The sequence below is a fragment of the Thalassospira sp. MIT1004 genome (assembly GCF_001858545.1).
Taxonomy (GTDB): Bacteria; Pseudomonadota; Alphaproteobacteria; order Rhodospirillales; family Thalassospiraceae; genus Thalassospira; species Thalassospira xiamenensis.
The window spans coordinates 462,573-476,099 of the sequence record NZ_MCAO01000022.1 but is presented as its reverse complement, the minus strand read 5'-3'; the positions used below and the strand labels follow the sequence as shown (position 1 = coordinate 476,099).

Below are 13,527 nucleotides of genomic sequence, written 5' to 3'. Positions count from 1 at the left end.
GGGCAGCCGATGGGCCTGTTTAGTAAGCTTGGACAACTGACCGGGCTTGGCGGTCGTCCCCGCAATGAAAACCGCATCACCGACCCGATGGAGCTTGAAAAAGCCATTCGGGAACTGGTCGGCGATTCCCGTTCGTCATCCGGTGTGGTGGTCAATAACACCACGGCGGCGCGACTCGCTGCTGTCGGTTCGTGTGTGCGTGTTCTTCAGGATGATATCGCGGCGTTACCGCTTGTTCTGTATCGGAAAACGGGGGATCGCCGCGAACCTGCAAAGGATGATCCGCTTTACAGCCTGTTGAAGGTGCGCGCGAACGAATGGCAGACCGCGTTCGAGTTCAAGCAGTTCCAGCAGCGTGCGAAGCTGCTTCGCGGCAATGGTTATGCTCTTATTGTCCGTGGATTTGGCAACCGGATACAGGAACTTATTCCCCTGCATCCGGATCGTGTGGTGCCAAAGCAGGATGATCGCACCCTTGCGATCACCTACGAATATACCCGCAAGGACGGACGGCGCGTTGTCCTTGAGCAAAAAGAGGTGTTTCACCTGCGCGGGCCGTCGGATGATGGTGTTACCGGGCTTAATACGGTGGCGCATTACCGGGAAACCATCGGCGATGGGCTTGCGCTCCGCGAACATGGCAGCCGGTTCTTTGCTAATGGGGCGCGGCCAAGCGGAACTCTGGAAGCTGAGGCCAAAATCGGGCCAGAAGACAAAAGAGCGATGCGATCCGACTTTGAAACGCTTTATAGCGGCGTCGAAAATACCGGGCGCATTGCGGTTCTGGATCAGGGGGTGAAATACAACCCCATGAGCCTGACTATGGAAGATGCGCAGTATCTTGATAGCCGTAAATTCAACCGCACCGAAATTTGCGGCATTTTTGGCGTTCCGCCGCACAAGATCGGCGATCTGGACCGGGCAACATTCAGCAATATCGAACACCAATCGCTGGAATATGTGAATTCCAGTCTGATGCCGCACCTGGTGGCGTGGGAACAGGCCGCACAGCGCGATCTTATGGGCGATCCTGACCTTTACTGCAAGTTCAACACCAATGCATTGCTGCGTGGTGATTTCAAGTCACGGCAGGAAGGTCTGGCAATTCAGCGCCGCAACGGCGTGATCAACCCGAACGAGTGGCGCGGATTGGAAGAAATGAACAACCGCGATGATGCGGGTGGTGACGGTTACATTATCGAAAGCAACATGCAGCCTGATGATGGCACGTTCAAAGGCATGAACCGTAAGGCGGAGGCGAACAATGCGGCGACTGAATAACGGCCAGCGGTTCTTTAACGGGCCTGCGCCCATCGCAATGCCGGACGGGTTGACACAATCGACCGCTCGCCCGTTTTTTAACCGGGCGAGTGGCCGGGTGTTCGACGTGCAGAACGCCGGGGATGTCACCGAAATCGATCTGTATGACGAAATCGGTTTTTGGGGCGTTTCGGCCAAGGATTTCCGCCAGCAGCTTAGGAATGTGACCGGCGGCACGATCCGGCTTCGGATCAACTCGCCGGGCGGGGATGTTTTCGACGGCATTGCGATGTTCAACGATCTGGTCGCGCATAAGGCGCGGGTCGAGGTCGAGGTAACGGGTTTTGCAGCATCTGCGGCATCCCTGATCGCGATGGCAGGTGACAAGATCACCATCGCCGATAACGCATTCTTCATGATCCACAATGCATGGACGCTGGCCGTCGGGGATCGCAACGCGATTTCCGATGTTGCAGCGGTTCTGGAACAGATCGACGGGGCGCTTGCCGACACATATGCGGCGCGCACCGGCATGGATCGTGCCGAAATCGTCGAAATGATGGACGATGAAACCTGGCTTTCGGCGGCAGATGCCCGTGAAAACGGCTTTGCTGATGTGGTTGGCAAGGCCGAGGAAGCTAAAGCCAAGTTTGATCTTTCCTGTTTTGCGAAGGTGCCGGACGGGCTGCGCGGATTTACCGCGCAGTCAGCCGGACCGACCATTCGCGATACCGAACGTGCCCTGCGGGATGCCGGGCATTCCCGTGCGCAGGCCAAGGCAATGGCGGCGCGCGGAAATCAAGCAGATGACCAGCGGGATGCTGGTGATGACGCCGAAAATGCAGAATTCTGGGCCGAATTGTCGGCCTTTTCCGAAAATCTTGAACGGAGCATGACGCGATGAACGCGATTCTCAAAGGTGCGTCTTTGTCGGCAATGATGGCGCAGATCACCGCTTTCAACGGTCCCGAGCCGACGCCAAACCCGGATTTGAGCGATCCGAAAGCCATTATTGCCAAAATCGAAGGCCTGATGACGCAAATGCGGGTCGAAAACGACGCGGCGCTGAAAGGCAAGGCCAACAGCGACACCGTCGATAACATGAATACCGAAATCACCGCGCTTAAGGCAGCGCTGGAAACGGCTCAGAAAGCCGCCCAGCGCGCCCTGATCGGGGGGGCTGGTGGTGGCGAAGGTGCCGAACTGGCGCAGAATGCCGCCCGGTTCATGACTTTGGCGCGTGGCAAACGTGCTGCGGTTGGTGATGCTGCTGATATCGAAGCCTATCAGGAATATCGCAGTGCCTTTGACACGCTGGTGCGTCGTGAGGGCAATGTTGATAACATTGCGCCGGAAATCCGTAATGCGCTGTCTGTCGGTTCGGATCCGAAAGGCGGCTATTTCGTGCCGACCGAGGTTTCCACCGAAATGGTGCAGCGTATCTTTGATACCTCGCCGATGCGTCAGATTTCCAGCGTGACCACGATTGGTACGGGGGCATGGATGGCCCCGTATAAGACCAGTAAGGGCACGTCTGGCGGCTGGGTCGGTGAGCGGTCGGCGCGTCCGTCAACCGATACGCCGACTGTTGGTACCCAGCGCATCGAAGTGCATGAACAGTATGCCTATCCTGAAATCACGCAGGACATGCTTGACGATGCAAGCCTTGATATCGAAGGCTGGCTGGTGCAGGAAACGCAGGACGAAATGGGCCGTGTTGAAAACACCGCTTTCGTTGGCGGCGACGGCGTCATGAAGCCGAAAGGCTTCCTTGCCTACAAGGATAGTGCGGTTACCACCACCGACAAGGCTGGTCGGGCATGGGGCAAGCTGCAATATATCCCGATGGGTGACGCGGGTGCGTTCCCGTCTCTTACCAACGGTGCGGCAAACGCCAACTGCCTGATCAACGCGATCACGGCGCTTCATCCGAACTATCGTGCTGGTGCGCGCTGGACCATGAACCGCACGGTCGAGGCGGAAATCCGCAAGCTGAAAGATGCGGAAGGCCGTTACCTGATTGGCATGAGCCAGATCGAAGGCGCGTTGCAGTTCGATATTCATGGCTTCCCGATCACCAACCTGGAAGATATGCCGGATCTTGGCGCGGACTCGTTCTCTATCGCGTTCGGTAACTTCCAGCAGGGCTACAAGATCATTGATCGGTCCGGTTTCCGTTTGCTGCGTGATCCTTACACCAACAAGCCGTATGTTGGTTTCTATATCGTAAAACGCACCGGCGGTGATGTTCGCAACTTCGATGCGATCAAGCTGATCAAGGCGGCTGCGGCCTGATTTGTGACACGTGACCGGCTGTAAACCAGCCGGTTATTGCCTTTTTATCTATCATCAAAGGAGAATGGATATGATCCGTCGTGATCTTCATTCCAATATCAAGGCGGTGTCGCACTATGTCGGGACACCAACCGCAACCGTGACACCCGCAAGCGGTGTTGATCTTGCCGGTTTTTCGTCGTCGGAGTTCCTGCTTAGTGTCGGGGCCGTCGCAAATATCGCCAACTCGCCGCAGCCGTCCTGGGCTTTCAAGTTGCAGCACAGTGACAGCCAGTCGTCGGACTTTGCTGATGTGACCGATGCCAGTGATGTGCTGGTCGGGTCGGCCAAATCGCCGGTCACCGCGCCGAATGCGTCAACCGGTGTTTTCCTGACGATCGATGACGCCGCCGAGGACGATACGGTTTATCGCGTCGGCTATATCGGCACGAAACGCTATGTGCGTGTTGTCGCAACCGCGGCAAACACGCCGGGCGCAACCGCGATGGCATTCGTTGCCGTGCTGGGCAATCCGGCACTCGCACCGACGGCCGATTAACCGACTGCTGTTCTGATATCCAGTAAGAAAGGCGGGGTGTCCGATGGGTCGGGCACCCTGTTTTCATATGGCAAAACTTCCGAAAATCCAGATTACCCGTGCGTTCAAGGCATGCTTTAACGGTGAAATGCATCCGCGCGATGTGCAGCCGGGCATCTACGAGGTTGTGGCCGATGGTGCCGCCGTCGGTGACGGGCAGGTGCCGCAGCGTGTTGCCGACATTGCCGAGGAAACCGGACGGTGCAAGCCGACAAAAAAGTCGAATGGGCCGGACGCTGGTGCGGAGAAACAGTCTGCATCGCCGCAAACGGACCCAGCCTCGACCGCGCAGACATCCGATACGCCCGATCTGCTGGCTGCCGGATCATCGCCGTCAACAACGCCTGGCACCTCGCCAGCGGAGCCGACGGAAAAGGCGGCGCAGACATCCTCTACGCCTGCGACGGAAAATGGTGGAACCATCACAACGGCGTCAAAGCCTTCGAAGGCGAAAAGTGGACCCAAGACAGGCAAGCCAGCCTGACCTATGGCCTGCGCCATGTGCCAAGCGTCGATGAACCGGGGATATCGTTAAATCCGCCGGTGATCCATCGCGGGGCCAATGGCGGCTATCAGTCGATCAATCTGGCGGTGCTGTTTGGGGCGAAGCGCATCATTCTGCTGGGCTATGACATGGGCATTGCCGATGACGGCCGCCGTCACTGGTTCGGCGATCATCCGGCGGGTCTGAACAACCCGCAGGACCATGATTTTGCCCGCTGGCGGGCCAATTTTGAAACCATGCTGCCCGATCTTGAACGCGCCGGGGTGCAGGTGATCAACGCATCACGGCACACGCGGCTTGAGTGTTTTCCCCGGATGGGGTTGGAGAGTATCCCATGGATGTGAAAATCACCTCAGACGGCACACCACACGGAACCAAGATTGTTTCTGCTGATGGGCACGAGCTGCGTGGCGTTTCTGCCGTCGAGTGGGGAATTTCGGTCGATGAGCCGTCATGTGCCAAAATACACATCACCATGGCTGAAATCGAAATCAGTGGAGAGGCAGCGTTCTTTGTTAATCCTCTCCATGACGGGGTGGAAAAGTGGCGACGTGTCAAATCCATCGAGTTCGAAGATGGTGAGCAAATCAGTCTGATGGATTAAGTTTATAATCCGTCGGTCAATTCTGAGGGTGGGTTGGTGGCATGACCTTGAAAGACCTTCCTGATCATCACGACATGGCCCATCTGAAAGGTGCGTTAAAATTCGTGAAAAACTGGCGCACGGCGATTGATGGCGGTGCGCATCGCGGTATTTTTACAACGGTTCTGTGTGACCGGTTCGATACGGTTCATGCGTTCGAGCCGACTGACCTTTGCCAGAAGATCGATCCGCGCGCCATTGTCTGCCAGTCTGCCCTTGGTGCGTTGCAAGGCTGTTGTTCGATGCAATCGGGTGCAGAAAATACCGGCCAAACACATGTAACGCTTGGTGAGGGCACCGAAATCGCGCGGCTTGACCAGTTTGATATTGCCGATGTCGATTTCATCAAGCTGGATGTCGAGGGATACGAATGGTTCGCCTTGCTGGGGGCAATGCGGACAATCCTGCGCGACCGGCCGGTTGTCATGATCGAGGAAAACGGGCTTTGCCAGCGTTACGGCGTTGCGCCTTTTGCCGCCAATCGCCTGATGGAAGAATGGGGCGCAAGATGCGTGGCGCGGTATAACAAGGATTATGTTTTCGCATGGGCTTGACCGTCGTCAGTGTTTTGCGAAGCGGCGGGCAATACCAGCCATGGCATGTGTCGCGCCTGCGCGATCAGGTGAAAGCGGCGACGCCAGCGGCGCGGTTTGTATGCCTGTCTGATGTTGCGGTTGATTGTGATCGTATCGATCTTTTGCACGATTGGCCGGGATGGTTTGCCAAGATAGAGCTGTTTCGTCCCGGCCTGTTTGCCGGGCCGGTGATCTATCTTGATCTTGATACTGATGTGGTCGGTGATATTGCGCCGCTGGCGGTACGCGAATTTACCATGCTGTCGGATTTCTACCGCCCCGATCTTCCGGCATCCGGTGTGATGGGCTGGTGCGATGATGCGCCTGGCGAGGTCTATGCGGCGTTTTGTGCGGATCCGAACGGCGCGATGGCACGGTGCCGTCATCGCGATTGCTGGGGCGATCAGGGATTTATTGCCGCCGCACTAAAACGTGCCCCGGCACGCTTCGGGCGGGAAATCGTTAGTTACAAGGTGCATTGCCGCAAAGGTGTCCCGAATCACGCGGCGATTGTCGCCTATCACGGCGTGCCAAAGCCGTGGGATGTGCGATGATTGTTGCGCCCCTGCGTGAAATTGAGACAGACTGGTCTTTTTCAACGAGGGGTGACGATATGGGTAAAGTACTGTCGTGGGTCGGTGCCGCTAGCGTTCTGGTCGTTATTGGTATTATGTTTTGGACAAGTGGCGGCCTTACGGTCTCTGAATCCAAAAAGCTGTATGGAAAGCTTTGTGTCGAGATTTTGAAAACTCGGTTGATCAGGCCGTCGGGGCTTGAGGTTTCTAAGTTGAGTTCTTTTGATCTGTCGGGAAAAGGCAGTGTGTATATTTCCTATTCGGCGCCAAACAGGGGTGGTGGGTATGGTGATGGCACAATGTCGTGCGAATTCGAAAGGTTGGGCCCGCGCGCCTTTAGGCTTACAAAGGCAGAAATTGGTAGCGAAAACATATGGCCGGATAATTCCATTTTGTTATGGAATGACATGTCTGATCGGATCGAGATTGGTGGCGATGTGATTTTTGGTTTCTGGGACCGATTGAGATTGGCTTTCTGGTCAGTCTGATAGGTTCAGGATTTGCGGAGGCGGACGCCGGGGCCTTCGCCGTTTTCGGCGATGAAGATGATGCCAGCGTTCTCTAGGGCTTTTGTTATTTTGTCTATGGTTGAGGCGTAACCGCCAGACGATCCGTTCTCGAATCGTGTGATGGTCATGGCGGAAACATCCGCAATTTTTGCTAGGTCTCGAACGCCTAAGCCTAAAGCGGATCGTGCCATCTTGCATTGTACTGGTGTTATCACTGTAACCAAACCTGTTGACATGGTGAACAACTATAACTAAGTTGTGCACAGTGTAATCAAGTTTGTTCATTTTAACAACACATGGTGCAGTGATGGCGGACATAAAGTTTTCTATCGCCTCGACCGTCACCGATCTGCGGTTTGCTTATGAGGCGCTGCGCTTGATCGGTGATGGCGATGGCGACGGCAATCTTGCCGACTGGTACGAGGATCAGCTTGTTGTGGTGCGGGCCCGCGACATGAATGAATTGTGCATCAAGTTCGATGCCCTGATGTCACTGGCCGAGCCGAATAGCGATGCGTTGTCCGAACGCGGTCATGCAATGCTGATAGCGCGGGTTGCGAGCCTGCGGGTTGATATCCACGCGCTGAAAGGCGGTGTGCAATGACGATACCAATGGTTTTTGATTTCGAGGGGCGCGAAGTCCGCACCATAGACCGTGACGGTGTGGTGTGGTTCGTGCTGGTGGATATCTGTCGGGTTCTGGAAATCCGCAACAATCGCCATGCAGCATCGCGGCTGGATGACGATGAAAAAGATGACGTCGTTAGTAACGACGCCATCGGTCGCGACCAGTCGGTGACCATCATCAATGAAAGCGGTCTGTATTCGCTGATCCTGACCAGTCGCAAGGAAAGCGCCAAGCGGTTCAAGAAATGGGTGACGGCGGAGGTCCTGCCGACATTGCGCCGCACCGGGCGATATGAAATCCCGCCGGTTGCGCCGACGGGCGATCTGGAAAGTGGCGAAGAATCAGAATATGGCACGGCGGAGGTCAATTCGGCGCTGGCGGTTGTGCGCGAGGTGCGCAAGATTTTTGGGCGTGCGGCGGCGCGGCGCATCTGGAATGAATGCGGGGCGTTGCCGATGGTCTATCCCGAACCGGATTATACCGGCCTTGACAGTTCGAACGGCGAAGCCTGCCTTGCCTGGTTGCTGGGCGCGTCCGCCGATGGTGGCGGGGTGATTGGTGATCTGGTGCGCGATGCGCGGCATTCGGCAGCATCTGCCGACCGGTTGCGGATGATGGGTATCCGGGTTTGCGACAAATATTGTAGCGGCGGGGTTCTGGTGGCGAATGCGCACCCGGCCTTGCGGCGTGTGTTTGCCAATACCAAATGGGCGACCGGCTGGCGTTCAGCATTACTGAGCATGCCGGGCGCCTTGCCATCCGGGACGAATTGCCGGTTCGGGCCGATTGTATCGCGGGGCGTGGTGGTCCCGGTTTCGGTGGCCCTGCCGGTTCGAGAGGTTGTCGCGGCGTAATATCCCCGGCAGGAATATCAGTTGTATGGATATCCATACGACTGGTCGGGTTCGAGGTTGATCACAGGGCTGCACGTCGCAAGGACGTGCGGCTTTTTTTTTATCGGGGCGGCGATGGATTACAGTTTGGTGCAGACCGTCGCGCCCGCGACGGATTTCATGGAAGATGCGCGGGTGTATGAACATTTGCGCGTGCCTGTTTCTGGCAGCCCGGCAGAGCCAGAGGACAAGGGCCTGATAGCGATCTATCGCGACGGGGTTCAAAGCCATCTTGACGGGATTGACGGTGTGCTGGGCCGGGCCCTGATCACGCAGACATGGCAGATGAAACTGCCGCGTTTCCCGTCGCGATCCTGTGCGATCCGGTTGCCGTTGCCGCCACTGCAAACCGTATCGGCGATTGAATATATCGATGCGGACGGGGATGAAATCACCCTGGATAGCGGCCTTTATCAGGTCGTGAACCGCGGAAAATATCCATCGCACATTGTGCCGGCCTATGGCCAGACATGGCCGTCAACCCGCGATGTGCCCGATGCGGTGACGGTGACATTTGTGGCGGGCTATGGTGATGCGGCGGAGGATATCCCGGCCGCCGTGCGCAATGCCGGGTTGCTTCTGATCGCTGATCTGTATGAGCATCGCGAGGCGCAATCGGTTGATTTCGAAATCCATCAAAACAAAACGGTGGACTGGCTTCTAAGCCCGTTCCGGCAGGTGTTCTGATGCGGCGCAAGATGCGAAATGCCGGGGCTGGCGCATTTGATCAGCGGGTCACGGTGCAGCGCGTCACGCGCACGCCGGATGGATATGGCGGTGCAACCGAAACATGGGCCGATATCGGCACGGTCTGGGCGGAATGTTTGCAGATCAGCGGCGATGAAAGTGCGGTTGGCGATGCCAAGCGGGCAGTATCACGATACCGGTTCACATCGCGCAATGCCGGTGTTTGGGCGGGTTTAACCGCGAGTGACCGGCTTTCGTGGGGCGGGCTGGTGTTTGATATCCGTCATGCGCCGGATGTGGCGCGTGCCCTTGATCGCGTGATCGAGGCGGAAACGGGGGCGGTGCAATGAGCAGCCTTGATCTGCAAAAGGCCATCGTCACCCTGCTGGATGGGGTGTTGTCCTGTCCTGTTTACGATGATGTGCCAGATGATGCGCAATATCCGTATGTGGTGGTTGATGCCGATCTGGTGTCAAACAGCCGGGCCTTGGATCAGTACCGGGAAACGGTGATGGTCTATCTGTCGATCTGGTCGGATTATGCCGGTCGCAAGGAAGTCAAGCAGATTGCCGATACCATCCGCACCGCCACGGAAAACACGCGCCCGGCAATGGATTCCGGGGTGTGTGAAAACCTGCGGTTCGAGCGGGTGACGACGTCAAAGGATGTTGACGGAACGACCTATACCGGGCGGGTGACGCTGCGCGCGATCATCCGGCCTTAACCCGGCCGTGACGGCCATTTCATGCAAAACTAAGGAGCCATTGCCATGACCGTGCAAACAGCGGCCGGGTGTACACTTTCTATTTCCGACGGATCATCTGTCGCGGCAACGCAGTCGGCGTTCGAGGCGGAAACATACCTTGAAGTTGCTGAAATTACCGATCTGGGTGAATTCGGGGCGGAATTTTCGACGATTACCCATGTCTCGCTTGCGGATCGTTTGGTGCGCAAGTTCAAGGGCACCGAGGATCCGGGGTCACTGCCTTTGCAGCTTGGTTATGACCCGGATGATACTGGGCAGAACCAATGCAAGGCTGCGTTGGCGTCGGACAACGAATGGGCGTTCAAGGTGACATTGAATGATGCCGGGACCGGTTCGCCTTCCAGCCCGACGACATTCTTTTTCCGCGGGCGTGTGATGTCTTTCCGTCGTCAGATTGGCAGTCCTGAAAGTGTTGTCGGTGCCACCTGTAATATCGGGATCAATACCCGACCGATTGAAGTCGCCGCCGTTTAACAGATTGCCGCGGCAGGCGGGCGCGTGACGGGGGTTCGCGCCCGCCATCTTTCCCCCGATCCCCGAAAGGTATTCACATGACCAAGACTAAGCAGGCCGTTGCGACGGCCCCGGAACTGACCGTTACGGTCGCGGGCACTGTTCATTATCTTGCGCCGAAACTATCCGCAGTGCGGATGATTAACAGCTTTGCCGGTGGCCTTAACCCGGCCTATCGCAAGGTGCGTGATCTTGATTTCGACGCGATGGCCCAGATTATCGTTGCCGGGGCTGGCTTGAAGCTTAAGCCGTCGGAATATGACGATCTGGTCACGACCATCTGGCAGGAGCCGGACAAGGCCAAGCTTGGCGCGGACCTGATCAATTACATCACGGTTCTTCTGAATGGCGGACGCCCGATCATTGATGGCAACGATGTTGCCGATGATGCGGGCGATGCGGATGAAGCGCCGGGAAAGCCGTAAGCCTTGATGAATGGTGGGACCTTGTTTATCGCTATGCGACCGGATGGCTTGGCTGGTCGGATGAACAGGCGATGCAAACGCCGGTCCCGCGCATTCTGCTGGCGCTTGATGGCCGCATCGATTTCCTGCGCAAAAGCAATGGCGTCGATGACGAACCGGAAACACGGCAGCCATCCAAGGATGAAGTCGCCGACAAATTGCGGGCAGCCCTTCGGGGCTGGAAACCGTCACGGAGATAGCCGCCATGCCCGTCACCGGAACAAAGGAACTGGTGGCGGCGCTGCAGCACGGTATTCCGTCGCGGATCCGTGAGAATGTCGAGGAAGCCCTGCATAAGGCAGCACAGCTTGTGCTGTTCGATATGGAGGCGTTGACGCCGATTGACGCCAGCAACCCCGGCCCGCATGCACGAGACGGTTTGACGATTCTGGCCGGGGATGGCGGGCTTTCCTACGATATCGGCCTGCCGACCCGTGACCTTGCGGAAGATCATTTCTGGTTCCGGTTTCTTGATGGCGGGACCAAGGGCGGCGAGGTTTCCTATCGTCGCAATGGCAGGCGTTTCACGATGCGCGTGCCGAAACGCCCGGCCCTTCGCATTCTTGAGCGTGCGATGGACGGCAACCGTGATGAAATCGAACGGCTGATCGTCCAGGCGATCCGCGAAGCTTTGCGCGAGGGTGTGTGATGGCGGGCGAACTGCAAAAAGTCGGTATGTCCGTTTCGATTGATGCGGAACTTGAACGGCTTGAAGCGAACTTCAAACGGGCTGGTCGGCTGGTTGATACCACTTCGACCAATATGGACCGCAGCACGAAACGGGCCGCAAAGGCGTTCAATCAGCTTCAGGCGTCTTTGGACCCCTTGGCTCGTGCAGGTCAGAATCTTGAGCGCCAGTCGGACAAGGTTCGTCTCGCTTTGGAAAAGGGGGCTATCACTACCAAAGAAGCCAATGCCGCCTATCGCCAGTTAAACGACCGTTTTGATGCCTATGTCGCAAAACTCAATCAGGCGGGTGTTGCGGTCGCGGCAAACGACAATGCGGTCGTCAAGGCCGTGCCGAATTACCGCCGGTTTGGTGCTATCGCACAGCAGGCAGGTTATCAGGTCGGTGACTTTGCGGTGCAGGTTGCCAGCGGACAGAATGTGCTTGTGGCCCTAACGCAGCAGGCATCGCAGTTGCTTGGGGCTTTCGGTCCGTGGGGTGCTGTTATTGGCGCTGCGGCAGCCATTGCCGGGGCTTTGGCGATTGCGTTCTGGGATACCAGCGAATCAGCCGATGAAGCCGCAACCAGCCTTGAAGCTTATGAAAAGTCGGTGAAGAAGGCCGAGGAATTCATTAAAAAGCTGAACGATCAGCAGAAAGAAAGTGCCGAACTCCTGCGCGATGAGCGCGACGAAATCCTGAAAACCGCCAAGGCGCGATTGGAAGCGGCCAAGGCTGCGCTGGAAATCAGAAAGGCAGAAATCGAGCGCATCAACGCCATGTCGAACGATCCGATGTTCGGTATTGGTGATGAACCGATTGATGCGGGTGTCTATCAGAATCAGATCAACGAAATTGCCGAATTGCAGGCAAAATTCGACGATCTGAATGACAGTATGACCGCAGCGATTGATTCCAGCGAGGAATTCAAGGCGTCGCAAGAGGCCGACAAATCGCGCAAAAAAGCTGCGGATGATGCGGAGCGGCAGGCGGAAAAAATCGGTGCTGTGATCGAAGCTCTGCAGTACGAGCTTTCCGCATTTGAAATGACCAATCGCGAGCTTGAGGTAAATAACGCGCTGCGCCGTGCCGGTGTTGATGGTGCAAGTGCGCAAGGTATCCTCATCAGGCAATTGGCTGGTGATGTTTACGATTACAAGCAACGTTTGGAAGATTTGAACGATGCCCTTGATCGTGAAGCCAAGGTTATGGAGGAAGGTGCGCGGGTCACCGAAGCCAACCGCACCGCACAGGAAAAATACAACGATGAAATCGAACGGCTTCGCGAGTTGCTGGCCGAGGGCGCGATCAGTCAGGAAACCTATGGCCGGGCGGCATCTGCTGCGGCGGATGATCTGGCGAAAGCCAACAGCCGCATCAGCGATACCGCCAAGGGTATCGGTTCGGCGTTTAGTTCTGCGTTTGAAGATGCCGCCATTTCCGGGGCGAAATTTGGCGATGTGTTGCAGGCGCTGGAACAGGATATTGCGCGTGTGATCCTTCGTGCGGCGGTCATGAAGCCGCTTGAAAATGCGATCGGTGGCGCGATTGGAAGCTTTGATTTCGGTTCGATGTTCCAGTTTGCCGATGGCGGGGTGATGACATCACGCGGCAAACTGCCATTGCGGCAGTATTCCGAGGGTGGCATCGCCAATTCGCCGCAGCTTGCGATGTTCGGCGAGGGTTCGGTGCCAGAAGCCTATGTGCCGGTGCCGTCGGGCAAGATTCCGGTCGATATCCGTATGCCGAAAATGCCCGCCGCCAATTCCGGCGGGCCGTCGGCGATATTCAATATCGATGCGCGCGGTGCCGATCAGGCGGGGATGGCACGGCTTGAAACCGCCATCACGGCGATTGGCGGCGAAGTGCGGCGCATTGACAGCACATTCAACAAACGGGCCGTAAATGCCGTGTCTGATCAGGCACGGCGCGGCGGCAGTGCCGGGCGGGCAATCAGGGGGCGTTAAAAC

At 56.9% G+C, this 13,527-nt stretch carries 20 protein-coding genes; 19 read left to right on the top strand and 1 reads right to left on the bottom strand.

Going from position 1 to position 13,527, the window contains the following annotated elements; all coding sequences use genetic code 11:
• Positions 1–9: 9 nt before the first annotated feature.
• From BC440_RS10965 to BC440_RS10920, 9 genes are all read left to right on the top strand, one after another.
• Positions 10–1,281, top strand: a complete 1,272-nt coding sequence (locus BC440_RS10965) for a phage portal protein (RefSeq protein ID WP_063093004.1) — start codon at positions 10–12, stop codon at positions 1,279–1,281.
• Positions 1,265–2,164 carry a head maturation protease, ClpP-related gene (locus BC440_RS10960; protein WP_063093005.1) on the top strand — a complete coding sequence of 300 codons (900 nt, stop codon included), beginning with the start codon at positions 1,265–1,267 and terminating at the stop codon, positions 2,162–2,164. The genes BC440_RS10965 and BC440_RS10960 overlap by 17 nt, the downstream gene beginning before the upstream one ends.
• A complete protein-coding gene (locus tag BC440_RS10955) occupies positions 2,161–3,555 on the top strand; it encodes a phage major capsid protein (RefSeq protein ID WP_071240132.1) in 1,395 nt (464 codons plus the stop codon). The genes BC440_RS10960 and BC440_RS10955 overlap by 4 nt, the downstream gene beginning before the upstream one ends.
• Positions 3,556–3,625: 70 nt before the next feature.
• Complete coding sequence (locus tag BC440_RS10950; protein ID WP_139192111.1) at positions 3,626–4,093, top strand: hypothetical protein; 468 nt, start codon at positions 3,626–3,628, stop codon at positions 4,091–4,093.
• 240 nt (positions 4,094–4,333) lie between these two features.
• A complete protein-coding gene (locus tag BC440_RS22945; protein WP_139192110.1) occupies positions 4,334–4,981 on the top strand; it encodes a hypothetical protein in 648 nt (215 codons plus the stop codon).
• Positions 4,972–5,241, top strand: a complete 270-nt coding sequence (locus BC440_RS10935) for a hypothetical protein (RefSeq protein ID WP_071240128.1) — start codon at positions 4,972–4,974, stop codon at positions 5,239–5,241. Before BC440_RS22945 ends, BC440_RS10935 begins: the two co-directional genes overlap by 10 nt.
• Positions 5,242–5,282: 41 nt before the next feature.
• On the top strand, positions 5,283–5,834 hold the full coding sequence (locus BC440_RS10930) for an FkbM family methyltransferase (RefSeq protein ID WP_071240127.1): 552 nt from the start codon (positions 5,283–5,285) through the stop codon (positions 5,832–5,834).
• Positions 5,825–6,409, top strand: a complete 585-nt coding sequence (locus tag BC440_RS10925; RefSeq protein WP_071240126.1) for a hypothetical protein — start codon at positions 5,825–5,827, stop codon at positions 6,407–6,409. The genes BC440_RS10930 and BC440_RS10925 overlap by 10 nt, the downstream gene beginning before the upstream one ends.
• Entirely contained in the window at positions 6,406–6,918 is a 513-nt protein-coding gene (locus BC440_RS10920; protein WP_071240125.1) for a hypothetical protein, read from the top strand. The genes BC440_RS10925 and BC440_RS10920 overlap by 4 nt, the downstream gene beginning before the upstream one ends.
• Before the next feature lie 5 nt (positions 6,919–6,923).
• Here the strand turns inward: BC440_RS10920 and BC440_RS10915 are convergent, their stop codons facing one another.
• Entirely contained in the window at positions 6,924–7,130 is a 207-nt protein-coding gene (locus tag BC440_RS10915) for a helix-turn-helix transcriptional regulator (protein WP_071240124.1), read from the bottom strand.
• 116 nt (positions 7,131–7,246) lie between these two features.
• Between BC440_RS10915 and BC440_RS10910 the strand changes: the two genes are divergently transcribed.
• The 10 genes from BC440_RS10910 (at position 7,247) to BC440_RS10865 (ending at position 13,524) form a co-directional block, all read left to right on the top strand.
• A complete protein-coding gene (locus BC440_RS10910) occupies positions 7,247–7,543 on the top strand; it encodes a hypothetical protein (RefSeq protein WP_071240123.1) in 297 nt (98 codons plus the stop codon).
• Positions 7,540–8,421, top strand: coding sequence for a Bro-N domain-containing protein (locus tag BC440_RS10905; RefSeq protein ID WP_071240122.1), 882 nt, complete (start codon positions 7,540–7,542; stop codon positions 8,419–8,421). Before BC440_RS10910 ends, BC440_RS10905 begins: the two co-directional genes overlap by 4 nt.
• A 114-nt stretch (positions 8,422–8,535) precedes the next feature.
• Positions 8,536–9,147, top strand: a complete 612-nt coding sequence (locus tag BC440_RS10900) for a head-tail connector protein (RefSeq protein ID WP_071240121.1) — start codon at positions 8,536–8,538, stop codon at positions 9,145–9,147.
• Positions 9,147–9,497: a head-tail adaptor protein gene (locus BC440_RS10895; RefSeq protein WP_063093015.1), complete on the top strand. Its 351-nt coding sequence runs from the start codon at positions 9,147–9,149 to the stop codon at positions 9,495–9,497. The genes BC440_RS10900 and BC440_RS10895 overlap by 1 nt, the downstream gene beginning before the upstream one ends.
• The gene (locus tag BC440_RS10890; RefSeq protein ID WP_071240120.1) at positions 9,494–9,871 is read left to right on the top strand and encodes a DUF3168 domain-containing protein; all 378 of its coding nucleotides are present in this window, start codon (positions 9,494–9,496) and stop codon (positions 9,869–9,871) included. Before BC440_RS10895 ends, BC440_RS10890 begins: the two co-directional genes overlap by 4 nt.
• A gap of 45 nt (positions 9,872–9,916) precedes the next feature.
• Positions 9,917–10,387, top strand: a complete 471-nt coding sequence (locus BC440_RS10885; protein WP_063093017.1) for a hypothetical protein — start codon at positions 9,917–9,919, stop codon at positions 10,385–10,387.
• 77 nt (positions 10,388–10,464) lie between these two features.
• Positions 10,465–10,851, top strand: coding sequence for a hypothetical protein (locus tag BC440_RS10880; RefSeq protein WP_063093018.1), 387 nt, complete (start codon positions 10,465–10,467; stop codon positions 10,849–10,851).
• 71 nt (positions 10,852–10,922) lie between these two features.
• Complete coding sequence (locus BC440_RS23135; RefSeq protein WP_156488007.1) at positions 10,923–11,090, top strand: hypothetical protein; 168 nt, start codon at positions 10,923–10,925, stop codon at positions 11,088–11,090.
• Positions 11,091–11,095: 5 nt separating this feature from the next.
• The gene (locus BC440_RS10870; protein WP_063093019.1) at positions 11,096–11,539 is read left to right on the top strand and encodes a hypothetical protein; all 444 of its coding nucleotides are present in this window, start codon (positions 11,096–11,098) and stop codon (positions 11,537–11,539) included.
• A complete protein-coding gene (locus tag BC440_RS10865; protein WP_071240119.1) occupies positions 11,539–13,524 on the top strand; it encodes a hypothetical protein in 1,986 nt (661 codons plus the stop codon). The genes BC440_RS10870 and BC440_RS10865 overlap by 1 nt, the downstream gene beginning before the upstream one ends.
• Positions 13,525–13,527: the final 3 nt, after the last annotated feature.